General features: G+C 70.0%; 23 protein-coding genes and 1 tRNA gene. 12 read left to right on the top strand and 12 right to left on the bottom strand.

All coding sequences use genetic code 11. From position 1 onward, the window contains the following. Nucleotides 1-111 precede the first annotated feature (111 nt). From QM711_RS13695 to QM711_RS13680, 4 genes are read left to right on the top strand one after another with little or no spacing between them, the layout of a single operon-like run. Nucleotides 112-537: a hypothetical protein gene (locus QM711_RS13695; protein WP_415100249.1), complete on the top strand. Its 426-nt coding sequence runs from the start codon at nt 112-114 to the stop codon at nt 535-537. Continuing rightward, complete coding sequence (locus tag QM711_RS13690) at nt 534-1,760, top strand: Nramp family divalent metal transporter (protein ID WP_415100247.1); 1,227 nt, start codon at nt 534-536, stop codon at nt 1,758-1,760. The genes QM711_RS13695 and QM711_RS13690 overlap by 4 nt, the downstream gene beginning before the upstream one ends. Beyond that, on the top strand, nt 1,757-2,158 hold the full coding sequence (locus QM711_RS13685) for a hypothetical protein (RefSeq protein ID WP_415100245.1): 402 nt from the start codon (nt 1,757-1,759) through the stop codon (nt 2,156-2,158). Before QM711_RS13690 ends, QM711_RS13685 begins: the two co-directional genes overlap by 4 nt. Then, nucleotides 2,145-2,480, top strand: coding sequence for a hypothetical protein (locus QM711_RS13680; protein WP_415100243.1), 336 nt, complete (start codon nt 2,145-2,147; stop codon nt 2,478-2,480). Before QM711_RS13685 ends, QM711_RS13680 begins: the two co-directional genes overlap by 14 nt. Before the next feature lie 12 nt (nt 2,481-2,492). Here QM711_RS13680 and QM711_RS13675 read toward each other — a convergent pair whose 3' ends face one another. The 8 genes from QM711_RS13675 to QM711_RS13640 form a co-directional block, all read right to left on the bottom strand. Then, on the bottom strand, nt 2,493-3,014 hold the full coding sequence (locus QM711_RS13675; RefSeq protein ID WP_415100241.1) for a DUF6328 family protein: 522 nt from the start codon (nt 3,012-3,014) through the stop codon (nt 2,493-2,495). Nucleotides 3,015-3,077: 63 nt separating this feature from the next. Continuing rightward, nucleotides 3,078-4,091 carry a zinc-dependent alcohol dehydrogenase family protein gene (locus QM711_RS13670; RefSeq protein WP_415100239.1) on the bottom strand — a complete coding sequence of 338 codons (1,014 nt, stop codon included), beginning with the start codon at nt 4,089-4,091 and terminating at the stop codon, nt 3,078-3,080. Between the two features lie 32 nt (nt 4,092-4,123). After that, the gene (locus QM711_RS13665) at nt 4,124-6,658 is read right to left on the bottom strand and encodes an ATP-binding protein (protein WP_415100237.1); all 2,535 of its coding nucleotides are present in this window, start codon (nt 6,656-6,658) and stop codon (nt 4,124-4,126) included. A gap of 439 nt (nt 6,659-7,097) precedes the next feature. Next, nucleotides 7,098-8,486 carry an MFS transporter gene (locus QM711_RS13660; RefSeq protein ID WP_415100235.1) on the bottom strand — a complete coding sequence of 463 codons (1,389 nt, stop codon included), beginning with the start codon at nt 8,484-8,486 and terminating at the stop codon, nt 7,098-7,100. Nucleotides 8,487-8,494: 8 nt separating this feature from the next. Continuing rightward, complete coding sequence (locus tag QM711_RS13655) at nt 8,495-9,481, bottom strand: aldo/keto reductase (RefSeq protein ID WP_415100233.1); 987 nt, start codon at nt 9,479-9,481, stop codon at nt 8,495-8,497. A 1-nt stretch (nt 9,482) separates the two neighbouring features. Next, on the bottom strand, nt 9,483-9,893 hold the full coding sequence (locus QM711_RS13650) for a cupin domain-containing protein (RefSeq protein WP_415100231.1): 411 nt from the start codon (nt 9,891-9,893) through the stop codon (nt 9,483-9,485). Next, on the bottom strand, nt 9,890-10,786 hold the full coding sequence (locus QM711_RS13645) for a helix-turn-helix transcriptional regulator (protein ID WP_415100229.1): 897 nt from the start codon (nt 10,784-10,786) through the stop codon (nt 9,890-9,892). The genes QM711_RS13650 and QM711_RS13645 overlap by 4 nt, the downstream gene beginning before the upstream one ends. Nucleotides 10,787-10,973: 187 nt before the next feature. Beyond that, complete coding sequence (locus QM711_RS13640) at nt 10,974-14,594, bottom strand: efflux RND transporter permease subunit (protein ID WP_415100227.1); 3,621 nt, start codon at nt 14,592-14,594, stop codon at nt 10,974-10,976. Nucleotides 14,595-14,689: 95 nt separating this feature from the next. Between QM711_RS13640 and QM711_RS13635 the strand changes: the two genes are divergently transcribed. Then, nucleotides 14,690-15,193 carry a MarR family winged helix-turn-helix transcriptional regulator gene (locus tag QM711_RS13635; protein WP_415100225.1) on the top strand — a complete coding sequence of 168 codons (504 nt, stop codon included), beginning with the start codon at nt 14,690-14,692 and terminating at the stop codon, nt 15,191-15,193. Nucleotides 15,194-15,251: 58 nt separating this feature from the next. Here QM711_RS13635 and QM711_RS13630 read toward each other — a convergent pair whose 3' ends face one another. The 3 genes from QM711_RS13630 to QM711_RS13620 are packed head-to-tail and all read right to left on the bottom strand — an operon-like array spanning nt 15,252 to nt 17,356. Next, a complete protein-coding gene (locus QM711_RS13630; protein ID WP_415100223.1) occupies nt 15,252-16,148 on the bottom strand; it encodes an RNA polymerase sigma-70 factor in 897 nt (298 codons plus the stop codon). Further along, on the bottom strand, nt 16,145-16,780 hold the full coding sequence (locus QM711_RS13625; protein ID WP_415100221.1) for a carboxymuconolactone decarboxylase family protein: 636 nt from the start codon (nt 16,778-16,780) through the stop codon (nt 16,145-16,147). Before QM711_RS13625 ends, QM711_RS13630 begins: the two co-directional genes overlap by 4 nt. 48 nt (nt 16,781-16,828) lie before the next feature. After that, nucleotides 16,829-17,356 (bottom strand): GNAT family N-acetyltransferase, encoded by a 528-nt coding sequence (locus QM711_RS13620; RefSeq protein WP_415100219.1) that lies wholly within the window; start codon nt 17,354-17,356, stop codon nt 16,829-16,831. A 99-nt stretch (nt 17,357-17,455) separates the two neighbouring features. On the opposite strand from QM711_RS13620, the gene QM711_RS13615 reads away from it, so the two are divergent. The 5 genes from QM711_RS13615 (at nt 17,456) to clpX (ending at nt 21,868) form a co-directional block, all read left to right on the top strand. Next, nucleotides 17,456-17,526: transfer RNA gene (locus tag QM711_RS13615), tRNA-Gly, on the top strand. Between the two features lie 46 nt (nt 17,527-17,572). Continuing rightward, nucleotides 17,573-18,946: a trigger factor gene (gene tig, locus QM711_RS13610; protein WP_415100217.1), complete on the top strand. Its 1,374-nt coding sequence runs from the start codon at nt 17,573-17,575 to the stop codon at nt 18,944-18,946. A gap of 325 nt (nt 18,947-19,271) precedes the next feature. Beyond that, on the top strand, nt 19,272-19,838 hold the full coding sequence (locus QM711_RS13605) for an ATP-dependent Clp protease proteolytic subunit (protein ID WP_415100926.1): 567 nt from the start codon (nt 19,272-19,274) through the stop codon (nt 19,836-19,838). An 8-nt stretch (nt 19,839-19,846) separates the two neighbouring features. Next, the gene (locus tag QM711_RS13600; protein ID WP_415100215.1) at nt 19,847-20,497 is read left to right on the top strand and encodes an ATP-dependent Clp protease proteolytic subunit; all 651 of its coding nucleotides are present in this window, start codon (nt 19,847-19,849) and stop codon (nt 20,495-20,497) included. Between the two features lie 75 nt (nt 20,498-20,572). Continuing rightward, a complete protein-coding gene (clpX, locus tag QM711_RS13595) occupies nt 20,573-21,868 on the top strand; it encodes an ATP-dependent Clp protease ATP-binding subunit ClpX (RefSeq protein ID WP_415100213.1) in 1,296 nt (431 codons plus the stop codon). A gap of 32 nt (nt 21,869-21,900) precedes the next feature. Here the strand turns inward: clpX and QM711_RS13590 are convergent, their stop codons facing one another. Beyond that, nucleotides 21,901-22,695 carry a LuxR C-terminal-related transcriptional regulator gene (locus tag QM711_RS13590; protein ID WP_415100211.1) on the bottom strand — a complete coding sequence of 265 codons (795 nt, stop codon included), beginning with the start codon at nt 22,693-22,695 and terminating at the stop codon, nt 21,901-21,903. A 248-nt stretch (nt 22,696-22,943) separates the two neighbouring features. On the opposite strand from QM711_RS13590, the gene QM711_RS13585 reads away from it, so the two are divergent. Both QM711_RS13585 and ptsP read left to right on the top strand, forming a co-directional pair. Beyond that, nucleotides 22,944-23,213, top strand: a complete 270-nt coding sequence (locus QM711_RS13585) for an HPr family phosphocarrier protein (protein ID WP_415100209.1) — start codon at nt 22,944-22,946, stop codon at nt 23,211-23,213. Next, nucleotides 23,210-24,898 carry a phosphoenolpyruvate--protein phosphotransferase gene (ptsP, locus tag QM711_RS13580; RefSeq protein WP_415100207.1) on the top strand — a complete coding sequence of 563 codons (1,689 nt, stop codon included), beginning with the start codon at nt 23,210-23,212 and terminating at the stop codon, nt 24,896-24,898. Before QM711_RS13585 ends, ptsP begins: the two co-directional genes overlap by 4 nt. Nucleotides 24,899-24,956 lie beyond the last annotated feature (58 nt).

Genomic DNA, 24,956 nt, shown 5'->3' with positions numbered 1-24,956 from the left:
CGCGATGTGCGGAACCGCACCGACCCCGAAGGGGGTGACTGGGTCGCGGCGCCGGCGCTACGGTTGCGCCGCGGTGCGCGGGGGCCGACCCCCGGAAAGCGAGGTGGGACGTTGTCGATCGGACGCCGCCTGATGGCCAGGGTCGCCTGCCTCGCGATCGCCGGCAGCCTGACCTTTGCGGGTTGCAGCGGCGGTACGGACGCCGAGGTGCGGGCGGTGCAGGATGCCCGCTCGGCCGTCGTGGTCGCCCGGAACGCCACCCGGCTGCTGGTCGACGGTCGCGCCACCGGGCCCTACACCCAGGTCGTGCTCTCCGACACCCTGGACGCCGTGGGCGACGCCGAGCAGCAGTTGCGCGAGGCGTCCGGCATCGAACCGGGACGGCTCGGCCGCGCCCGGGGCGTCCTGCAGGCGGCCGAGGCGGTCATCGACGAGCTCGACGACGCCGGCGCGGACCGGTTGGGGGAGAGCGAACTGCATCGGCTGGACGACCTGGTGGGCCAGCTGGATGCGGCGTTGAAGGAACTGCGCCGATGAAGCGCCTGTTTGCCGTCGCCCTCGGTGTGCTGACCGCGATCGGCGGCTTCCTCGACATCGGCGATCTGGTGACGAACGCCGTTGTCGGCTCACGGTTCGGCTGGTCCCTGGCCTGGGTGGTGGTGGTCGGCGTGGTGGGTATCTGCGTGTTCGCCCAGATGGCCGGACGGGTCGCCGCGGTCAGCGGACGAGCCACCTTCGAACTGATCCGGGAACGGCTCGGCCCGCGGATGGGCCTGGCCAACCTGGCGGCGTCCTTCCTGATCAACCTGCTCACCCTGACCGCCGAGGTGGGCGGCATCGCGCTGGCGCTGCAACTCGCCAGCAGCGTGAATTACCTGCTTTGGGTGCCAGTCGCCGCGGTCGCGGTCTGGCTGGTGATCTGGCGAGTCGGCTTCGAGGTGATGGAGAACGTCACCGGGCTGGTCGGCCTGCTGCTGATCGGGTTCGCCGTCGCCTTCTTCCTGCTCGGCCCGGACTGGTCGCAACTCGGCCAGCAGCTGATCCAGGCCGCCCCGAACAGCGAGTCGCCGGCCACCTACTGGTTCTACGCCGTTGCCCTGTTCGGTGCCGCGCTGACTCCGTACGAGGTGTTCTTCTTCTCCTCCGGCGCCGTCGAGGAGGGCTGGTCGAGCGCCGATCTGGCCCAGTCCCGGCTCAACGTGCTGGTCGGCTTCCCGCTCGGCGGACTGCTGTCGCTGGCCATCGCCGGCTGCGCCGCGCTCACCCTGCTGCCGCTCGGGGTCGAGGTGACCACCCTCAGCCAGGTGGTGCTGCCGGTCGCCGAGGCGGGCGGCAAGCTGCTGCTGGTCGCCATCATCCTGGGCATCGTGGCGGCCACCTTCGGTGCCGCGCTGGAGACCACGCTGTCGGCCGGCTACACGCTGGCGCAGTTCTTCGGCTGGAGCTGGGGCAAATTCCGGGCGCCGGCGCAGGCGGCCCGCTTCCACGTCACCATGATCGTCTGCCTGCTGATCGGGCTGGCGGTGCTGGCCACCGGTGTCGACCCGGTGCTGGTCACCGAGATCTCGGTGGTGTTCTCCGCGGTGGCGCTGCCGCTGACCTACCTGCCGATCCTGATCGTCGCCAACGACCCCGACTACATGGGCTCGCAGGTGAACGGACGCGCGCTCAACCTGGTCGGCCAGGCCTATTTCGTGCTGATCCTGGTCGCCTCGGTGGCCGCGATCCCGCTGATGATCGTGACGGGAGTTGGCCGATGACAAGCCCGGACGCGTTGCCGAGCCCGCCCCGCCCGGACGGCGTGCTGCTGGATGCCCGGCTCAGCCTGCTCGACCGGCAGGTGGTCGACGTCCACGGCGACCCGGTCGGGGTGGTCGACGACCTGGAACTGGACGACGTCGACGCACCGATCGATCCGGCTGCCGAGGCGCCGGCCGTCCGGTCGCTGGTGCATGGCCCGGTCGTGCTGGAGCGGATCTTCGGCGGGCGACGTCCGGACGCCCACCTGCTGCGGATCGACTGGGCGGCGATCGCGAAGCTCGGTTCGGCGATCGAGCTTGCCGTGCCGGCGTCCGGCCTGCCCCGACCGTGGCTCGAGGTGTGGCTGCGCGATCGGGTGATCGCCCGGATCCCGGGGGGCCGTCATGTTCCTCGGTGATCTGTTGGCCACCCCGGTGTCGCAGGCCGGGCGCCCGCTCGGCTACGTCGCCGATGTCCGGCTGTCGGTGCCGCGGCACACCCCGGGCCAGCGGGTCGGCACCCCCCGGGTGTACGGCATCGTGGTCTGTCCCCGCCGCACCGGCTCGTTCATGGGTTTCGAGCGCACCCGGGCGTCCGAGCCGCGGCTGCTGGCCGCCTTCTTCCGGTGGCGGGCGCGGGGCAGCTTCCTGGTGCTCTGGCCGGACGTCGCCGTGGTCGCCGCCACCGGGGTCGAGTTGCGTCCGGACGCCCGGAGCTGGTCGCCGACGCTGGACTCCTGAGCGGGCACCGGCCTAGACGTACGGACGCCGCCGGCGCCGCCGGACCAGGGCCAGGGGCAGCACCAGCCACAACAGGAAGAACACGGTCAGCGAACCGATGCCGGTCAGCACCCCGGCGGTCAGTCCGGCGACGACGCCGACCACCAGGGTGGCGACCAGCCCAGTGGTGAGAGCCAGGCAGACCAGGCCGGCCTTGGCCATGAAGGTGCCCAGGTTGACCAGCATGTCCTTCTCGTGGCGGCGGAACAGCAGCCGGTGTGCGGTCACCGGCGCCAGCACCAAGCCGGTCGACAGGGCGGCGAGCAGCACCGCGGCGAGGAAGACACCGACCAGTACCGGGTCGATCTCGCCGAACCGGTTCTGGAACGGCAGGATCAGCAGGAACCCGCTGAGCAGCTGAATGCCGGTCTGGGTGACCCGCAGCTCCTGCAGCAGTTCCGCCCAGTTCCGGTCCAGCCGTTCCGCCGGCGTCTCGTTGCGTTCGGACGCCCCCGGCAGCGGCGGGACGTCGTCGTCGCGCTCCGGCTGCTTCATGCCCTCAAGGTACGCCGCCGGGACCGCGGCGACGAGGCCGGAACCCGAGAACGCCGGCGCCGGTCAGGGCCGCAGCAGCACCTTGATCGCGCGCCGGGAGTCCATCGCGGCGTACGCCTCGGCGACCTCGGCCAGCGGCAGTTCCAGGTCGAACACCGGCCCCGGGTCGATCGCGCCGGTCCAGACCAGGTCCAGCAGTTCCGGCAGGTAGGCCCGGCAGTGCGCCGGACCGCCCTTGACGCCGACGTTGCGCCAGAACAGGTCGTTGACCGGCAGATCGCCGTGCGGGACGCCGACCAGGCCGATGTTGCCGCCGTCGCGGACGCAGCCGATGGCCTGCAGACGGGATCCCTCGGTGCCCACGCACTCCAGCACGCAGTCGGCGCCGATCCCGCCGGTGAGGTCCCAGACCGCGTCGGCGCCGACCTCGTCCCGTTCGGCCACGATGTGGGTGGCGCCGAACCGGCGGGCCAGCGCCTGCCGGTCGGCGTGCCGGCTCATCGCGATGATGGTCGGTGCACCCAGCTGCGCGGCGGCCAGGACGGCGCACAGCCCGACCGCGCCGTCCCCGACCACCGCGACGCTGGTCTCCGGACCGACGCCGGCGCTGACCGCGGCGTGCCAGCCGGTGCACATCACGTCCGAGAGCGCCAGGATCGCCGGCAACTGCTCATCGTTGGGGACGCCGGGAGTGGCGATCAGGGTGCCGTCCGCAAACGGGATCCGGATCTTCTCGGCCTGGCATCCGGCGTAGTGAGCGGCATTGACGCAGTTCGCCTGGGCACCCTTGCGGCAGACCGGGCAGGTGTTGTCGCCCGGGTTGAAGCCGCCGACCACGAAGTCGCCGGGCTTGATGCCGGTGACCGCGTCCCCGACCTGCTCGACGACGCCGCAGAACTCGTGCCCGATCGGCGTCGGCTTCGGCACCGGCGCGATGCCGCGGTAGCGCCACAGGTCCGACCCGCAGACGCAGGCGGCCACGGTGCGCACCACGGCGTCCGTCGGCTCTTCGATGACCGGATCGGCGCGTTCCTCGTAGCGGACGTCGCCGGGTGCGTGAATCACTGCTCCATACATGGCTCTAGTTCACTACATCGCCACGAATCTCTTCACCAGCCGGCGGCGAGCCGTGCGGCGTCCGCCCTGGACGAGACGCCGAGCTTGGAAAGGATGGCGGCCACATGATGCTCCACGGTCTTGGGCGAGAGCACCAGCTGGGCCGCGATCGCGCCGGTGGACATGCCGGCCGCCACCAGGCGGAGCACCTCGAGTTGTCGATCGGTGAGCCCGGACGGATTCTCCCGGGTGCGGCGCCCGCGGCCCCGCGGAACGGTGGCCACGCCGAGGGCACGCAGCCGGGAGCGAGCGAACGGCAGACCCGCGGACGCGCCGGTCCGGTCGAAGATCGTCATCGCCGCCCGGACGTCGTCGACCGAGGATGATCCGAGCAGCACCAGGGCCTGCGCATGCGGTTCGCCCAGCGCCTCCCAGCACGCGGCCGCCTCGGCCGTCCGGCCGGCGAGTTCGAGCGCGTACGGCTCGGGCAGGCCGTCCGGCACCACGTCCAGCAGCCCAGCACGACTGCGCCAGACCGCCAGCGCGCCGACGTCCCACCCGCTGCCGTGGCGCAGGGCCAGCCGGTAGCAGTCCGCGGTCGCCGCATCCACCGCTGCCGGGTCGGCATCCAGCCATGCCCGCTCGGCCCGGACGCAGGCCATCGGACGGATCCGCTGCAGCTCGGCGGTGGCCAGCGCGACCCGCCAACCCTGTTCGACCACCTCGGACGCGTCGGCGTCCCCGCACCGGACGGCGATGCCGGCCCGGACCAGGGTGGCCGGTGCCGGGTGGGCGTCGGGGGTCAGTTCGATAGCCGTCCGGGCGGCCGGGTAGTCGGCGCGGGCCAGGGCCAGCATCGCCCGCATCGCCTGGAGGTAGGCGGCGAAGAGCGACAGCTCGCGTTCCTCGGCGAACGCGATCGCCACCTCGATGAGTTCTCCGGCGTGGTCCAGTCGATGCTGGTCGAGCGCGTTCCAGGCGGCGTTGATCATCGCCCTGCCTGCCGGGTCGTCGAATCCCTGCGCGGCCGCCCGGGCGGCAGTGGACTGCAGCACGGCCAGCCCGGCGTCCAGGTCGGCGCGGGCCAGCGCACTGCCGATGTTGACCTCAGCCTCGGCGAGGGTCTCGCGATCGCCCAGCGTCCGGGCGATCGCGGCCGCCCGCTGGCCGAGCGCGATCGCCTCGCTGTCGCGCTGTGCGAGCATCGCCAGCTGGGACTGGTTGCTGAGTGCCATGGCCAGTTCGGGGCCGGGCGTTGCGCCGTCCGAACCGGTGAGGATCTGGATCGCCTCGTCGCCGGCCGCCTCCGCGCCGTCCCGGTCGCCGCTGGTCCAGCGGATCCGGGAGAGCCAGCGGAGGGTCTCGCCGAGCCGGCGCGGATCGCCGAGCTGGCGGCGCAGTTCCAGCGCCCGGGTGCGGGCGGCGCCGGCCGTGTCGTTGCGGCCGGCCGCGTACGCCTGCGTCGAGTAGGCGTCCCAGGCGTCCGCCCGATCCGACGCCTCCAGCAGCTCCTGGTGGCCCAGCACCAGCGCGTAGAGGTCGGACGCCTCGCGGTGCGCACGCGTCCGGGCCGCCAGTTCCGCGGCCCGCAGGCCGTGCCGGACCAAGGCGACGGCGTCTCCGGCCTGCCAGGCGTGGTGGGCCAACCTGGCCTCCGGCGCCCCGATTGCCACCAGGGCCGACAGCACGGCCGCGTTGTGCCGGCGGCGGCTCTGGGTGGTCAGCGACTGCTCGATCACCCGGCGCGCCAACTCGTGCCGGAACCGGATGTCGTCCTGGTCGGCGACCAGCAGGCCCTGCACCTCGCCGGCGGCGGTGTCGGCGGCGGCACCGAGGCACGCCTCGATCAGCCATGCCTCGCACCGGCCGGGCAGCACGCTGACCAGTTCCGCCGTCGTCCGGGCTGCCTGGCCGAGGCGGGCGAACCGGCCGAGCACCGCCTCGCGCACGCTCGCCGGGGTCTGGCCGCCGGCCGCGGCGAGCACCTCGGAGACGAAGAACGGGTTGCCCCCGGTGATCCGCAGCACTGCCTCCGGGTCGGCGTCCGATCCCGCCAGGGCGGTGACCGCATCAAGGCTCAACCGGGCCAGGCCGATCCGCCGGCAGTGCGAGCTCGGCACCGCGGCGAGGGTGCGGTGCAGCGGATGACCGGCCGCCAACTCGTCATCGCGAAAGGTCAGCACCAGCAGCAGCGGCAGGACCCGGACCCGCCGCGCCAGGTAGGTCAGCACGTCCAGGGTGGCCTCGTCGGCCCAGTGGACGTCCTCGACGACGCAGATCGTCGGCTCGGTCGCCACCAGTTCGGCGAGCTGCAGGCCGGGGTGGTCGGACGGCTCGAAGCGGCGTCCCGGCACGCCGTCCCACAGCTCGAGGATCGCGCCCAGCGGACGGGGGACCAGCAGGTCGTCACACCGTCCGATCAGCACCCGAAGCCCGGCCGGCAGGGCCCGCAGGAAGTCCGTCAGCAGGCTGGACTTACCGATTCCCGCCTCGCCGTGGACCAGGACGACCTGGCCGTGGCCGCGGCGCAGTTCGCCGACCACCGCGTCCAACTCCGCCCGAGGGCCGGAGCGCTCCAGCAGCGCCATGGCCCCATCATGCTCCGGTCGGCGTGGTAGGCGGGTCAGACCCCACGACCAGTGCCCGTCGCACGACGCCCCAGGCTCCGACGGAGCGATCGGAACGGTACCCAAGGGAGTTGACGGGACGCGTCGCGCCGTCTCGTCCTGACTGTGGACAGCGGTGGCTATGCGCGTGATCAGCAACAACGCCGTGGCCCGGTTGCTCTGGGACCTGCGCGACGGACGTCCCTAGCAGCGCGCGTTCGGTAGCCCGCGGGGAAAGCAGCGTTATCAGCCGGGCCGGTCACCCGAGGTGCGTTCCACGCGCCGAAACGAGCGTTCTGCCAGTCCGGGGTCGATTCGAATACGCTCGTTTCTCCGCGAGCACAGCACCTCCGGGCAGCCGGCGTCTTGATAACGCGCATCTTGGCGCGCGGCGGTCAACCGAGCCGCGGCGGATGCACATTTAGCGGGTGGCGGACCCACCGGGTTGATCGGGTGAGCGGGCCAGGGTGGTGCTGACGACCAGGCAGGCCAGCGCGAGAACCGCGCCGACGCCCAGGCTGATCTGCATGCCGAGCAGGAAGCCGGTGTCGGAGGCGACGAGGACGCCGAACAGCGCGACCGCGAGTGCGCCGCCGATCTGTCGGAAGGTGTTCGACACGGCGCTGGCGACCCCGGCCTGGCCGTCCGGGGCGTATTCGAGAACGATGCCGGCCAACGGCGGCATGGCCACCGACCCACCGGAGCCGATCAGGATCAGGCAGACCGCGACCACGATCACTGAGCCGGACGGCGCGAACACCGCCAGACCGCCCAGCCCGACGACCAGCGACGTCATGCCGAGAACGACCGGGAAGCGCGGGCCGTACCGGTTGGCGAGCGGCCCGCTGAACAGGTTGCCGAAGAACGACAGGACGGCACTGGGCAGGAAGGCCAGTCCCGCCAGCGCGGGCGCGATGTGCAACTGCTGCTGCAGGTACAGGCTGGCCACGAAGACACTGCCGAACCAGGCGAAGATGAAGGTGAACCCGCCGAACATCGCCACCCGCATCGGCCCGGCGTGGAACAGCCCCAGCGGCATCATCGGGTACGCGACCCTGGCCTGCACCAGCACGAACGCCACCAGCGCGACCACCCCGACCACCAGCAGGCCGACGATCAGCGGATCCCCGTAGCCGATCGCTCCGCCCTCGATCAAGGCGAAGATGATCGAGCCGAGCGCGACCAGGGCCAGGACCTGACCGGCCCAGTCGAACGGGACGGCGGTGCGGGGTGAGCGCCGCACCCGCGAGCCGAGCACCAGCATGCCGGCGCAGACCGGCACGTTGACGGCGAAGATCAGCCGCCAGTCCCAGCTGGACAGCACCCCGCCGAGCACCGGGCCGGCCGCCGAGGCCACCGCGCCGCCGGCGGCCCACACGCCGAGAGCCTTGGCCCGGCGGCTGGGCTCGGGGAAGGCCTCCCGGATCAGCGTCATCGAAGCGGGCAGCATCAACGCGGCCGTCACCCCTTGGGCACAACGCGCCACGATCAGCGCCACCACCGACGGCGCGACCGCGCACAGCAACGAGGCGACCCCGAACAGTGCGATGCCGAGCACGTAGGCACGTTTCGCGCCGATCCGGTCGGAGAGGTTGCCGAAGCACAACAGCAGCGCCGCGAAGAACAAGGTGTAGCCGTCGAGCACCCACTGCTGGGTGCTGGTACCGCCGCCGAGGCTCCGGTCGATGCTGGGCAGGGCGAGATTCACGATGCTGACGTCGAGGGTGATCAGGAAGAATCCCAACGACGCCAGGATCAGCGCGGCCTTTGGGCCGCTGCTGGAGGCCTGCGCCGGCGTGGCCGTGGTCACCCGCGCGCTCACCGTCCGACCAGGCCGAGGTGGTGCTCGTTGTAGCGCGCACCCTGGACGCCGAGACGTCCGGCCAGGGTGTCGAGGTCGGCGCGTTCGTCGGCGGACAGCGGCACCGTGGTGGCGTCCGCGTTCTCCTGGACGCGGCTGGCACGCCGGGTGCCGGGGATCGGCACGATCCGCGGTTGCGGGGCGAGCAGCCAGGCCAGCGCGACCTGCCCGGCGGTGGCGCCTTTGGCCTGGGCCAGCTGCGCGACATGGTCGACCAGGACCTGATTGGCGGCCCGGTTCTCTGCCGAGAACCGCGGGATGGTGGCCCGGACGTCCCCGTCGGCGAACGTGGTGTCGGGATGCACGGCTCCGGTGAAGAAGCCCTTGCCGAGCGGACTGAACGGGACGAACCCGATGCCCAGTTCGGCCAGGGTGGGCAGCACGTCGGCCTCAGGGTCACGCGTCCACAGCGAGTACTCGCTCTGCACCGCCGTCACCGGGAATACCGCGTGGGCCCGCCGGATCGTCTGTGCGGACGGCTCCGACAAGCCGAAATGCCTGACCTTGCCGGCCGCGACCAGTTCGCCGACGGTGCCGGCGACGTCCTCGATCGGTACCTCGGGATCGACCCGGTGCTGGTAGAACAGGTCGATCGCCTCGGTGCGCAGCCGGCGCAGTGACGCGTCGGCGACCCGGCGGATCTGCTCGGGCCTGCTGTCCAGGCCGACGCTGCTGCCGCCCTCGATCCGCCAACCGAATTTGGTGGCGATGACGACTTGGTCGCGCAGCGGCTGCAACGCCTCGCCGACGAGTTCTTCGTTGACATACGGGCCGTAGACCTCGGCGGTGTCGAAGAAGGTGACGCCGGCCGCCGCGGCGCCGCGCAACACGCCAATCATCTCGTCGCGGCTGCCCGGGTTGGGACCGTAACTCTGCGACATGCCCATGCAGCCCAGCCCGACCGCCGACACCTCAAGGCCCTGACCCAGGGTTCTGGTGTGCATCTCAGGCCTCCGCGGCCGCGCGGTAGTCGTCGTCGCCGACGTGCTCGAGCCAGGTGGTGGTGGCGGCCGGGTCGTCGCCGTTCTCCAGCATGGCCAGGTGCTCCATGAAGTCGGACGGGGTGGCGCCATGCCAGTGCTCCTCACCCGGCGGCGTGTAGACGGTCTGCCCCGGGGTGGCCCGGATCACCGTGCCGTCCCGGGTGCCGATCAGGGCCATGCCCTCGGTGACGTGCAGGGTCTGGCCGCGGGCATGCGAATGCCAGGCGGTGTGCGCGCCGGGGGCGAACCGGACCAGCGCGACAGTCATCCGCTGGTCGGGCTGCTGCGGGGTGGCGATGGCGTCGACCCAGACGTCGCCGGTGAACTGCTCGGGCGGATTCTTCACCGTCGGGTTCTTCGGCATCAGCTTCATGGTCGGGTCTCCTTGTCGAGATCGATGGGGACGGCAACGCTTGCGTCCGGCTGGCTCGCGGCCCAGCTGGCCAGCAGGTCGAGCCGCTGTTGGCTGTCCGAGCCGGGATCGGCGGTATAGATCAGGAACGACAGGCCGGGTTCCGCGGTCAGTTCCAGGCCCTCGTAGGTCAGCGTCAGGTCACCGACCAGATGGTGGTGGAAGAGCTTCGTGCCGGCACCGTGCCGGCGGACGTTGTGCGCACCCCACCGCAGCCGGAACGAGTCGCTGAGCGTGCTGAGCTCGCCGACCAGGTCGTGCAGCTGCCGGTCGTGCGGGTCGCGTCCGGCGCCGGTGCGCAGGATCGCGACGGTGACGTCGGCGGCGGCGTCCCATTCGGGATAGAAGTCGCGGGCGCGTTCGTCGAGGAACTGGAACCTGGCCAGGTTGCCGCGTCCGGGGCCGTGGAGCACCTGGTCGTAGAAGGCGCGGCCCAGCGGATTGGTGGCCAGGATGTCCATCCGGCCGTTGCGGACGAAGGCGGGGCCGCCGGTGATCGCGTCCAGCGCCTGCTGCAGTCCGGGGCGGACGGCCCAGCGCCGCGTCGTCCGGCGTCGCACCACTGGTGGCGCGTGACCGGCGGCCCGAGCCAGGTCGAAGAGGTGCTCCCGCTCCGCGTCGTCCAGCTGCAGCGCCCTGGCGATCGCGTCCAGGACGCCGTCCGAGGCGCCGGCCAGTTGCCCGCGTTCGAGCTTGGCGTAGTACTCGACGCTGACGTCGGCCAGCGCGGCCACCTCGCTGCGCCGAAGCCCCGGGACGCGGCGGTTACCGCCTGCCGGCAGCCCGGCCCGCTCGGGGCTGAGCCTGGCGCGCCGGCTGATCAGGAAGTCGCGCACCTCGTGTCGGGTGTCCATGACACCGACGCTACGACCTCTGGCGCTCGGACGGGACGCCCTGTCGGTACACCCCTCGGCGGAGCCTGCGTGAGCCTGCCCACTCCGCCCGCCGACCGTCCCGAGTCGCGACCCGTTATAGCGAGCGAGATAGTCGTAACTGATGGGTATGACGACGATGATCGCCATGGGCGCGGCTCCGAGCGGTTCAGCCCTGCTGCGAGGCGGCCTGCGCGGACGCCTCGTCGGTCGGGACGTCGGCCGCCCGTTTGGCGGACCGGCGCGCCTCGCGCTTGGTGCGCCGGTTCTGCCGCCAGTTCTCCAGCAGGTCGTAGAGCACCGGCACCAGGATCAGCGTCAGCAGCGTGGAGGAGACCAGGCCGCCGATCACCACGATCGCCAGCGGCTTGGAGATGAACACGCCGCCACCGGTCAGGCCCAGGGCCATCGGCACCAGCGCGAAGATGGTGGCCAGCGCGGTCATCACGATCGGTCGGACGCGCAGCCGTGCGCCGGCGGCGATCGACTGTTCGATGTTGGAGCCCGATTTCCGTTTCTGGTTGATCAGATCGATCAGCACGATCGCGTTGGTGACCACGATGCCGATCAGCATCAGCAGGCCGATCATGCTCGGAATGCCCAACGCGGTGTCGGTGATCAGCGACAACCCGAGCGCACCGGTGGCAGCGAACGGGATCGAGACCAGCAGGATCATCGGCTGCAGCAGCGACCCGAAGGTCGCCACCATGATCAGGTACACCACGGCCACCGCGACCACCATCGCCAGCCCGAGCTGGGCGAACGACTCCTGCTGCTGCTGGGACACCCCGCCGATCCGCACGGTCACGCCCTGCGGCAGGTCGAGGGACGCGATCCCCTGGGTCAGCGCGGCGGTGGTGGCACCCAGGTCGGACGACTCGGAGCTGCCCGAGATCGTCGCGGCCCGGACGCCGTTCACCCGGGTGATGCTGGCCGGGGCCTGCACCATCGTCACCTTGGCCACCTGGCGCAGCCGCACCGGGTCGGCCGTAGCGTCGGCGGCCGCCTTGCTGGCGTCCTGGATCGACTGCTGCTTGTCCTGGGCCTCGAGGGACGCAGTGCGCTGCTCGCGCAGGGCGTCCAGCTGCTTGTCGACCTGAGTCACCCCGGACTTGGCCTGGGCCTGGGCGGCACCCAGCTGTGCCACCTGCGCCGCCGCGGCGGACAGCTGCTGGCTCAGCGTGTAGATGCTGGCCGGCAGGGGAGCGCAGATCGGGTTCGCCGGCTGAGTGGGGCAGACCGCCGCCAGCTGCTTCCGTGCGGCGTCCAGTTGTTTCTGCAGCGAGGCCAGCCTGGACTTCGCGCTGCTCAGCTGCTTGTTCAGCGCGCTCTGCGACTTCGCCGCCTGGCTGCGGCTCTTCTTCAGCGCCGCCACCTGGTCGTTGTAAGCCTTGGTGGCGTCGCGCTTGCCCTCAGCGGACAGCTTGTCGGAACGTGTCTGGACCTTATCGGCGGCATCCGACTTGGCGTCGCCGTTCATCACCTGGGTGACCGGCAGCTTGATCTCGCGAAGCTCGTCGATGCTCTGCACCGGCTTGCGGGAGCGCAGATAGACGTTGAGGGTGGTGTCGCCCTCGGCCAGGGTCCCGATCAGCTGCCCGCGCACCGACCGGGCGACCGCCTGCCCGATCGACGACTGGGTCATGCCCAGGTCGGCCGCTTTGGAGTCGTTCACGGTGACTTTGAGCATGTCCCGCGCCGTGGACATGTCACTGGTGACGTTGGTCAGCCCGGGGATGCCGGCCATCATCGCCGTCACCTTGTCGTTGGCGGCGCTCAGCTGGTCGGGGTTCGAGCTTTCGACGTACACGACCACGCCCGACGACGTGTTGCCGGCACCGAGGGCGACCTCGACCTCGCCGACGTCCGGGCCGAGCTCGGCGATCTGGCGGCGCAGCCGGTCCGCGGTCTCGGCGCCGTTCGATCCGGCCTTCAGCGGGACGGTGAAGTTGGCCTTGTTGGTGTCGCTGGGCGGCGCCAGGAAGACTGCCGACGAGGCGCCACCGATCGTCGTCGAATAGGTCTGGACGGCGGGGTCGGCCGCCAGCACCTGCTCGACCCGGGCCGCGGCCTTATCGGTCTGGGAGAGGCTGGTGCCGGCCGGCAACTCCTGGGTGATCGCCAGGCTCTCGTTGCCGGCGTCCCCGATGAAGTCGGTCTTCAACCGGGGCACCAGCGCGATGGTGCCGACGAAGATGCCGAAGGCGATCAGCAGGGTGATCCAGCGGTGCGCCAGGGTCCAGTTCAAGACCGGCAGGTAGGACTTCTGCAGCCAGGTGTCGGTCTCCTCGTTGGGCACCTCGCCTCGGGACGGCGTGGCCTGCGGCTTCATGAACCAGGACGCGAACACCGGAATGATGGTCAGCGACACCACCAGGGACGCCAGCAGCGCCACCACCGCGGCCACCGCGAACGGACGGAAGATCTCCCCGGCCTGACCGCCGACCAGCCCGATCGGCAGGAACACCGCGACCGTGGTCAACGTCGAGGAGGTGACCGCGCCGGCCACCTCGCGGACGGCGTTGATGATCGACTTTCCGCCGACCTCGCCGTAGCTCTGGTGGCGCTTGATGTTCTCGATCACCACGATCGAGTCGTCCACCACCCGTCCGATCGCCACCGTGAGGGCCGCCAGGGTGAGGATGTTCAGCGTGAAGCCGCCCACCCACAGGGCAATCAGCGCGATCAGCAGCGACAGCGGAATCGAGATCGCGGTGATCAGCGTGGGCCGTAGCGAGCGCAGGAACAGCAGGATCACGAAAACCGCCATCGCCAGGCCGATCCCACCCTCGACGGTCAGGTCGTGCACCGACTGCTCGATGTAGGGCGCCTGGTCGAAGACGGTGACGAAGCGGGCGTTGCTGCCGAGCGCCCGCTCCAGCTCCGGCAGCTTGTCTGCGATCTCATGGGCAACGGTGACGGTGTTCGCGTCCGGGGTCTTGGTGATCGACAAGGTGAGCGACGCCCGGCCGTCCACTCGGGAGATGCTGGTCTTCTCGACCGGTTGCTCGGCGACGGTAGCCAACTCGCCCAGCCGGACCGGGCCGTCCGTGCCCTGGACCCGCAGGTCGGCGATCTGCTTGGACGACGAATAGGTGGTGCCGGTCTGCACGTCGAGATTGGCGGTGCCGGTGTGCATGGTGCCCGAAGGGATCGCCGTCGAGTTGGCAGCGAACATCTGGGCGATGGTGGCCGGGTCGACGCCGTACTGCTCCAGCTTGGCCTGCTGGTAGGTGATGACGACCTCGTGCTCCTCCTTGCCCGAGACCGCCACGTCGCGGACGCCGGCGAGCGCTTTCAGCTCGGGCGCGACGGTGTCGGTGACCTTCTGGGAGAGAGTGTTCAGGTCTTCGTCGGAGGACAGCGCGAGCAGCGCGACCGGAATGTCGTCGGTGCCGCCGGTGACCACCCGCGGGTCGACGTTGGCCGGCAGGGACGCCGCGATCGAGTCGATCGCACTGCGCAGTTTGTTGGCCATGTCGTCCGCGGCCAGTCCGTAGTCCCACTGCACGGAGACCTGGGAAACGCCGCTGGAACTGGTTGAGGTGACGTTGGTGACGCCGTCCACGCTCTTCACGGCGCTCTCGATCGGCTTCGACACCTGTGCCTCGACCACGTCGGGGGCGGCGCCGGAATACACGCTCACCACGCTGCCGCGCGGCACGTCGATGGAAGGGATCAGTTCCTGTTTCAGCGCGCCGGTGGAGTAGACCCCCAAGCCGATGGTGAGCAGGCTGAGCAGCAGCACCACAGTGCGGTGGGCAAGGCTGAGCTTGGTCAGGCGGAGCACGGATTCCCCTTCGTCGGCCCCCGAGCGGGGTAGTGACCGACCGGCCACGTCGGTTAGCATAGCTCTAACTATTCGTACCGAAGAAAGCGATTCCTGTGCGGCCACCCCAGGCATTCGGGCTCGACGACGAGCGGGCGACGCTGGCTGCCGAACTGGTCGAGTTGAACATGCAGGTGCATGACCGGGCCATCGGGCTGGTCGGTCCGATGCCGCTGCCGCCCGACCTGACCATGCAGCAGTTCCGGGTGCTCGGCCAGGTGGTCCGCCGGCCGGGCAGCTCGGGCAACGAGCTCGGCGCGTTGCTCGGGGTGAGCGCCCCGACCGCGAGCGGCCTGATCGACCGCTTGGTCGACAAGGGACTTATCGCCCGCAGCGACGATGCCGACGACCGACGCGTCCGGCGCCTGCACCCGACCGAGGCCGGCCGCGACGTGATGCGGCAGATGGACTCGATGTTCGAACGCGCGCTCGGGGTGGTGCTGGGGGTGCTCTCGGTGGCAGACCTCGAACTGCTCTGCACCAGCGCGCGGACGATGCTGACCGCACTGGAACGGGTGGGCGCACCCGCTGCGGCAGCGGTCTCCGCGGAACCGACTTGATGATGATGTGAATCCAGGCACCGACTACGGTGCCCAGATTCGACAGTGTCTTTGTCGCCTACCGGGCCAGCGGACGCGACCGGTCGAGGGTGACGAGCTTCTCGGGGTTGTTCACCATCAGGATCTGGGTGATCCGGCCGTCCACGACCACCACCTGGATGGCGGACGTCACCTGCTCGCCTGTCCGGGTGAGCCAGCCCGGGCCGCCGTTGAGGCTGGCGTGCTCCACCCGGGAGGCGACCGAGCCGTCCGCGGCGGCCGCCTTGGCCACGATCCCGAGCAGGAAGCGGGCCACCGGGTCCGCGCCCTCGATCGGACGCCGCGCCGAGCTGACCACACCGCCGCCGTCGGTCAGCAGCACCACCTCCGGCGCGAGGACGTCCATCAACCCCTGCAGGTTCCCGCTGAGCACGCTGCTCTCGAACTCGGTCCGGACCCGTCCGGCGGTGGCTTCGTCGGCGGCGAACCGTGGACGCCGTGCCTCGACGTGCTGACGGGCCCGGTGGGCCACCTGGCGGACGGCGGCCGCGGTGCTGCCCACCGCCTGGGCGATCTCGTCGTGGCTGTAGCCGAACACCTCGCGCAACACGAAGACGGCTCGCTCCCGCGGGGTCAGCGACTCCAGCACCACCAGCAGCGCGAGGGAGACCGATTCGGCCAGCACCACGTCGTCGGCGACGTCCGGGGCGGTGAGCAGCGGCTCGGGCAGCCATGGTCCGACGTAGTCCTCGCGCCGGCGAGCCAGGGTGCGCAACCGGTTCAGCGACAACCGGGTGACCACCTGGGCCAGGTAGGCGCGGGGATGCTCGACCGGCCCCGGCGGACGTCCCGCCCAGCGCAGGTAGGCCTCCTGCACCATGTCCTCGGCGTCGGCGGCCGAACCCAGCAGTTCGTAGGCCAACGTGAACAGCAGCGTCCGATGCCGGCCGAACACCGCGACGTCATCGTCGTTCATGCCTCGGACGGTAGCTGACAGCTGGCCGAGAAGCCCTGGGACACCAGGCCCAGCGCCGAGTTGAACCGGGAGCGTTCGTTCTCGATCGCCACCATCATCGCGAGCTCGACCAGGCCGTCCTCGCCGAGGGCGGACCGCAGCGGCGCGACCATCTCATCGGTGACCTCCACCGGCGTTCGGGTGGCGGCGACGGCGAACTCGATCACCTGCTTCTCCAGCTCGGTCAGGTTGCCGGCCGCGCGCCAGTTCGGCACCGAGCGGAGCTTCTCCAGGTCCAGGCCCTCGGCGTGTGCGACGTGGTAGCCGAAGTCGATGCACCAGGTGCAGCCGATCTCGGCGGAGACCGCCATCAGTGCCAGGGCCTTCAGGCCGGCGTCCAGCCTGTCGAACCTGGCCACCCGGCGCTCGTGGGCGAAAGTGGCGAACAGCACCCGGCGGTTGAGCGCCATCGCGTGGGCGTTGTCGAGCGGCCGGCCGTACAGCCGTCGGCACAGCCAGGTGACCAGCCGTCCGATCGGGTCGGCCGGGGGATCGATCGGCACCCGGGCGAGCCGGCGGCGGGCCTCCCATTCGGTTCCCGGCCCGGGATCGATCGAACGACGTCGAGGGTCGGTGTGCTGTGTTGTGCTCATACCCCTTGGACACCGCGCGTCAGCCGGTTGTGACAGGACCGCCCGAAGTCAGTCCAGCATCGACAGCCGGGGGACCGACGGCGCCGGATCGCTCGGCAGCCGGCTGTAGGCCACCACGTCCAGCCGCTCACCGTCGATCAGCAGCTTGCTGCGCTCCAAGCCCTCCTGGACGAAGCCGGCCGCCCGGGCGACGGCACCCGAGGCCGGGTTGTTGACCCGGTGGCCGAGTTCCAGCCGGTGCAGCCCGCCCTGGGTGAGCGCCCAGTCGGCGACGGTGGCGGCCGCCCGGGACGTCCAGCCGCGACCCCGGAAGCGGGCGTGCATCCAGTACCAGAACCAGCCGTTCCGGTTGCCGATGTCGACGGTGACGCCGACCACCCCGACCACGCGCTCGTGGTGGACGACGGCGAACGCCAGGTGCGGCCCGGCCGCTTCTGTCAGCCGCTCGACATAGGCGAGCGCACCCTGGGCGTCGGTCACCGCTCCCTGCCTGGCCATGTCGGACGCCGCGACGAAGGCGGCGAGCACGTCCGGGGCGTCGCTGGTTCGCAGTCGGCGCAGTTCCGGCTCGCTCATGTCCTGTCACGCTACGCCGTCGCCCAAGGCGTTCCCGAACTGCCCAGCAGTAGCGCGTTTGCGAACCTGCGCGGCCCGACCGCTACGCTGGTGACCCTTGCGGATGTAGCTCAATGGCAGAGCCCCAGCCTTCCAAGCTGGTCATGCGGGTTCGATTCCCGTCATCCGCTCCGGTTCCGACCGCACTGAAACACCACCGATCACAGGAGCATCACGTTGCCCAGCACCGTCGAGCAACTCAGCCCGTCCCGGGCGAAGCTGACCGTCGAGATTCCCTTCGCCGACCTTCAGCCGCACCTCACCAAGGCCTACCGCGAGATCGCCCAGAGCGTGAACATCCCCGGCTTCCGCAAGGGCAAGGTGCCGTCCGCGGTGATCGACCAGCGGTTCGGACGCGGCGTCGTACTGCAGGAGGCGATCAACGCCGCACTGCCCACCGCCTACGGCGAGGCGGTCGAGTCCAACAAGCTGACTCCACTGGGTGACCCCGAGGTCGAGATCACCAAACTCGAGGACGGCGACCTGGTCGAGTTCGTCGCCGAGGTCGACGTACGGCCCGAGATCACCCTGCCCTCATTCGACAGCCTGGCCGTCACCGTGCCGGTGCTGGCTGAGACCGAGGCCGAGGTGGACAGCCGGATCGAGCTGATGCGCGAGCGGTTCGCCACCACCACCGAGGTCGACCGGGAGGCCGCCGACGGCGATGTGCTGACCATCGACCTGGCCGGCAGCCGCGACGGCGAGGCACTGCCGGACGCCACCGCCGAAGGCATCACCTACAAGATCGGTTCCGGCGGCATGCTGGACGGCCTCGACGAGGCCGTCACCGGCCTGTCCGCGGGGGAGTCCGCCGACTTCACCTCGACCCTGGTCGGCGGCGCACTGGCCGGCCAGGAGGCCGACATCCACGTCACCGTCGCCAAGGTCTCCGAGCAGCAACTGCCCGACCTGGACGACGAGTTCGCCCAGCTGGTGTCGGAGTTCGACACCGTCGAGGAGATGCGGGCCGACCTGACCACCGGCGTCGAGCAGATGCTTCGCGCCGACCAGCTCAACACCGCGCGCGACAAGGTGCTCGAGGACCTGGTCGAGGCGGTCGAGTTCGAACTTCCGGCGAAGCTGCTGGCCGCCGAGATCGAGGGCCGGCACAACCAGATCGAGGAACAGCTCAAGGGCGCCGGGCTCACCCTCGAGCGCTACCTGGAGACCGCCGACGACGAGGACGCCGACACCCCCGAGGAGTTCTGGAAGGTCGTCGACTCCCGCACCGAGCAGAGCGTCCGGGCGCAGATCCTGCTGGACGCGATCGCCGATCAGCACGAAGTCGGCGTCGAGCAGCACGAGCTGACCGACATGATCGTGCGCAAGGCGCAGTCGTCCGGCTCGACGCCCGAGCAGGAACTCCAGCACATGATGGAGCACAACCACATGTCCGCCTGGATGCAGGAGATCCGCCGCAACAAGGCGCTCGGCCTGATCCTCGCCCAGGCCACGGTGACCGACGCCGACGGCGCCCCCGTCCAGGTCGCCCCGGCAGCCCCGGAGGCCGACGCCGAGGACGACGGCGAAGAAGCTCCGGCCGAAGCCTGATCCTGGTTCGCCCGACGGGGCCCCACGCTGGTTCGTGGGGCCCCGTCGGCGCTGTTCCGGTACGCGGGGACGGTTCTCCTTCGGTCCACCGCTGGTCCGATCGTCCGATCGGGGACGGTTCTTTCGGTCACCTTCGGGTGGACGCGGGGACGGTTCTTTCGGTCACCTTCGGGTGGACGCGCGGTCTGCCGTCAGCGAACAGTCCCGGGATGACCTTAGTTTTGTCAGCGCCGTTGGATAGGTTCGCAGCGTGAACGACAAGCGACACCTATCCACGCTGGACATCGCACCGCTGCGAGCCGCCGGCGGCCTCAGCCCGGCCGGCATGAACGACTCGGTCTACCAGTCACTGCTGGCTAACCGGATCATCTTCCTCGGCTCCGAGGTGCGCGATGAGAACGCCAACGCCATCTGCGCGCAGATGCTGCTGCTGAACGCCGAAGACCCGCGCTCGGACATCTACCTCTACATCAACTCCCCGGGCGGCTCGGTCGACTCCGGCATGGCGATCTTCGACACCATGCAGTGGATCAGCAACGACGTCGCGACGGTGGCGATGGGGCTGGCGGCATCGATGGGGCAGTTCCTGCTCAGCGCCGGCGAGAAGGGCAAGCGGTTCGCTCTGCCGCACAGCCGGATCATGATGCACCAGCCGTCCGGCGGCCTGGGCGGTACCGCGTCCGACATCCGGATCCAGGCCGAGCAGTCGCTGCACATCAAGAAGACGATGTCGAGCCTGATCGCCGAGCACACCGGGCAGAGCGTCGAGCAGATTGAGGCCGACTCCGACCGCGACCGCTGGTTCACCGCCGAGCAGGCGCTCGAGTACGGGTTCATCGACCACGTCTATGAGCGCGCCGCCCAGATCAGCACGAACTCCCCGAACCAGTGAGGACCGCCATGACCACGCCCGTGATGCCCGGTGGCCTGGCCCCGGCCGGACCGTCGATGGACTACTACATTCCGCAGTGGGAAGAGCGCACCAGCTACGGCATCCGGCGCGTCGACCCCTACACGAAGCTCTTCGAGGACCGGATCATCTTCCTCGGCACCCCGATCAGCGACGACATCGCCAACGCGGTGATGGCGCAGCTGCTCTGCCTGCAGTCGATGGATCCCGAGCGCCCGATCAGCATCTACATCAACTCGCCCGGCGGCTCGTTCACCGCGCTGACGGCGATCTACGACACGATGCGTTACATCAAGCCGGACGTGCAGACAGTCTGCCTGGGGCAGGCCGCCTCGGCGGCGGCGGTGCTGCTCGCCGCGGGCACCAAGGGCAAGCGGTTGGCGCTGCCGAACAGCCGGATCCTGATCCACCAGCCGGCCACCGAGGGCGGCTACGGGCAGTCGTCCGACCTGGAGATCCAGGCCCGCGAGATCCTGCGGATCCGCTCGCTGATGGAGAGCATGCTCGCCGAATCCACCGGCCAGGAGGTCGAGAAGGTGTCCCGCGACATCGAGCGCGACAAGTACCTGACCGCTGAGGAGGCCGTCGAGTACGGCATCGTGGACGCGATCCTCACCTCACTCAAGGACGCCGAGGTCTGACCTGCCGCGCCGGGCTGCCTCCTTGCGGAAGTCGCCCGGCGGGCTAGGGTGGCCCTCACGGGAAGGAGGCACGGCGTGGCACGAATCGGGGAGACCTCGGAACTGCTCAAATGCTCGTTCTGCGGAAAGAGCCAGAAGCAGGTCAAGAAGCTGATCGCGGGTCCGGGTGTGTACATCTGCGACGAGTGCATCGACCTGTGCAACGAGATCATTGAGGAGGAGTTCTCCGAGGCGGCCGATGTCGGGTTGCTCGACGACCTGCCGAAGCCTCGCGAGATCTGCACGTTTCTCGACTCGTACGTGATCGGCCAAGAGGTCGCCAAGAAGGCGCTCAGCGTCGCGGTCTACAACCACTACAAGCGGGTGCAGGCCCAGGCCGCCAGCCCGTCCGGGCGTCGGTCCACCGAGGAAGAGAACGTCGAACTCGGCAAATCCAATATTCTGCTGATCGGCCCGACCGGGTGCGGAAAGACCTACCTCGCACAGACGCTCGCGCGGATGCTGAACGTGCCGTTCGCGATGGCCGACGCGACCGCGCTGACCGAAGCCGGCTACGTCGGCGAAGACGTTGAGAACATTCTGCTCAAACTCATTCAGGCCGCGGATTTCGATGTAAGGAAGGCTGAGAGCGGCATCATCTACATCGATGAGATCGACAAGGTCGCCCGCAAGAGTGAGAACCCGTCGATCACCCGCGACGTGTCGGGCGAGGGCGTCCAGCAGGCGTTGCTGAAGATCCTCGAGGGGACGACGGCGTCCGTGCCGCCCCAGGGTGGCCGCAAGCACCCGCACCAGGACTTCATCCAGATCGACACCACGAACATCCTGTTCATCGTCGGCGGCGCGTTCGCCGGGCTGGAAGAGATCATCAACGCCCGGATCGGCAAGCGTCCGCTCGGCTTCAACAACGACGCCGCCATCCGCAAGCCGGCCTCCGCGAACCAGTTCGAGGACGTCCGGCCCGAAGACCTGCACCGCTACGGACTGATTCCGGAGTTCATCGGCCGGCTGCCGATGATCTCCACCGTCGCCTCACTCGACGCCGCGGCCCTGGTCCGCATCCTGGTCGAGCCGAAGAACGCCCTGATCAAGCAGTTCCGCAAGCTGTTCGAGATGGACGGCGTCGACCTGCAGTTCACCGACGAGGCGATCGGCGCGGTCGCCGAGATGGCGCTGCAGCGAGGCATCGGTGCCCGCGGGTTGCGCTCGATCCTGGAAGAGATCCTGCTCAACGTGATGTACCACGTGCCCAGTGACGACGATGTGGCCCGGGTGCTGGTCACCGACGAGGTGGTCCGCGACGGGGTGGCACCCACCTTGCTCACCCGGGCGCAGGTGGCTCGCAGCGACCGGCGCGAGAAGAGCGCCTGAGTTCGAGCGCCGGTCCGGCGCAGAGCCCGGACCTACTCGGGAGCCGGGCTCGCCGGGCTGGACGGATAGGTGTTCACCAGTCCGTGCAAACGGGCCAGGCTGACCGCCACCAGACGGTCGTGCACTCCGAGTTTGCGGTAGATGTTGCCCAGGTGCTTGTGCACAGTCCGAGGCGAGAGTTGCAGCCGCGAGGCGATCGAGGTGGCCAGCAGCCCCTCGGCCAGCAAGGTCAGCACTTGCAGCTCGCGGTGGGTCATGTGGCTGTCGTCCAGCGTGCTCCGAACCCACGACTGGGCCTGCTGGGCGCGGACCGTGCGGGCAGCATGTGGCCAGAAGGCCAGCAACGCTTCACGCGCCCGCTCCAGCACCAGCCACTCGGTGGCCCCGAACGGGCGCGACCCGAGGAAGGCGAGCAGTCGTCCGGAGGCGGGCCGGACCGGGTCGTCGGGGTCGCCACGCTCGATCCGCAGCGACGCGACGTGACCCACCCCGTCCAGGTAGTCGATGCCGACCTCGTCCTCGGTGGTGCTCGGCGGCCGGCTCATCAGTTCGTCCGCGAGGGCCAAACCGGACGCCGTCTCAGGCCAACAGCAGACCAGCTGGACGCCGCCGTCCGGTTCCAGGGCGAGGGTGACCGCGGCCTCGGCGCGCAATGCGACGGTGAGGTGTTGGATCACGACCCGGTCGGCAGAGTGGTGGTCGCTGAGGGCGCGCATCGCCTCGCACAGCATGGCCAGCACCGCCGTCGCGGGCTCGACCAGCGGTGTGCCTCCCTCGTCCAGCGCCACGTGGGCGTCCCTTCGGGTGATCGTGTACGAATCAACCATCGGCGGCTCCTCCCCCTCGCATAGCAGGAGCCGTCCTGAACCCTCGGAGATACGGTGGCATAACTGCTTATTGCTCATCAAGAGCATTGCGGCAGCTGCGCCCGGCTCTCGCTGCCCACGGTCACGCGTTCGTCTTGATACCCCCTTACCGACCCCCATATATTGACCCGAGACCGCAGGCATACCCGATAGCCTTGTCGTGTCACCACCCAGGTCCTCTGGGCCATAACGTACAAAGGAGTCCATTCATGGCCACCCGTGAAGTTGCTATCGGTTCGTCCGTCGGCCTGCACGCTCGCCCCGCGTCCATCTTCGTTCAGGCCGCCACGGCCACCGGCCTCCCGGTCACCATCGCCAAGGCCGGCGGCAACCCGGTCGACGCGCGCAGCATTCTCGGTGTGATGGCGCTGGGCGCCAAGAACGGCGAGGTCGTCACGTTGTCGGCTGAGGGCGACGGCGCGGACGCCGCGCTCGATTCGCTGGCCGCGCTGCTCGAGCGGGATCTGGACGCCGAATGAGTGATCTGCACTCGACCCTGAGCGGTATCGGAGTCAGTGCTGGTGTCGCGGTCGGTCCGCTGGTCATTGTCAGCCCACCGCCGTCCCCGCCTGCGGGCGAGGCCGCCGTTACGGACGCTGCGGCCGCGTCCGCGCAGGTGCGGGACACGCTGAAAGCGGTGGCGGACGGCTACCTGGCGAAGGCGGCCAACGCCGATGCGCACGCCAAGCCGATCCTGGAGGCCGGTGCCATGATGGCCGGCGATCCGGGACTGGCCGGTGCGATCGACACCCAGCTGCAGAGCGGCACCAAGGGCATCACCACCGCAGTCACCGCCGCTGTCGACGAGTACTGCGCGATGTTCGAGTCGCTCGGTGGCTACATGGCCGAGCGGGTCACCGACCTGCGCGACGTCCGGGACCGGACCGTGGCGCGATTGCTCGGCCACCCCGAGCCCGGCGTCCCCAGCCTGACCGTGCCCAGCGTGCTGGCCGCGGTCGACCTGGCGCCGGCCGAGACCGCCACGTTGTCGGTCGACACCTGCCTGGGCATCATCACCTCGGCCGGCGGTCCGACCAGTCACACCGCGATCCTGGCGGCCCAGTTGGGGATTCCCGCGATCGTGCAGGCGGCCGGCATCCTCGATGTGCCGTTCGGGACCACGGTGGCCCTGGACGGCGGTGTCGGCGAGATCATCGTCGACCCGAGCGAGGCCGAGCAGCAGGCCCTGGCCGACCGGAAGGCGCGTCGTGAGCGGGCGCTCGCGGCAGGCTCCGGCAAGGGCATGACCCGCGACGGCCACCCCGTCCAGCTCCTGGCCAACATCGGCACTGTCGGCGACGCCCGCAAGGCCGCCGGCCAGGATGTCGAGGGGGCCGGCCTGTTCCGGTCCGAGTTCCTCTTCCTGGACCGCGACACCGCGCCGACCGTGGAGGAGCAGACCGCCACCTACACCGAGATCCTGGAGGCGTTCGGCGACCGCAAGGTCGTCGTCCGGACCCTGGATGCCGGCGCCGACAAGCCGTTGGCGTTCGCCGACCTGGGCCACGAGGAGAACCCGGCGCTCGGACGCCGGGGCATCCGGCTCGGTGCGGTCCGCCTCGACCTGCTCGAGGATCAGCTGCAGGCGCTCGCCAATGCCCAGAAGGCAACCGGCGGGCAGCTGTGGGTGATGGCGCCGATGATCGCCACCCGGCAGGAGGCCCGCTGGTTCGCCGAGAAGGTGCGCGCTGTCGGGTTGCCCAAGGTCGGGGTGATGATCGAGGTTCCGGCGGCCGCGCTGCGCTCGTTCGACGTGCTCAGCGAGGTCGACTTCGCCAGCCTCGGTACCAATGACCTCGGTCAGTACACGATGGCTGCCGACCGGATGCAGGGTGAGCTGGCCGAACTGCTGAACCCGTGGCAGCCGGCTCTGCTCGATGTCATCTACTACGCCTGCGACGGTGGCGCCAAGACCGGGCATCCGGTCGGCGTCTGCGGCGAGTCGGGCGGCGATCCGCTGATGGCTTTGGTGCTGACCGGCCTGGGGGTCACCAGCTTGTCGATGGCGCCCAGCAAGGTCCGGGCCGTGCGAACGGCACTCGCTCTGCACGACTACGCCCAGTGTCAGCAGATGGCCGCTGCCGCGCGGGCGTCCGTGGGTCCCAAGGAGGCGCGCGACGTCGTGATCAGCATGGCTGATCCGATCATGCTCGACCTGCTCTGATCGGCACGACACACACGGCGAGGGCCGGCAACCGTCACGGTTGCCGGCCCTCGTCTGT

It is taken from the genome of Micropruina sp., from assembly GCF_047602385.1.
Lineage (GTDB): Bacteria > Actinomycetota > Actinomycetes > Propionibacteriales > Propionibacteriaceae > Micropruina.
Note: the sequence above shows the minus strand (reverse complement) of the source record. Positions and strands in the feature narration are given on the sequence as shown.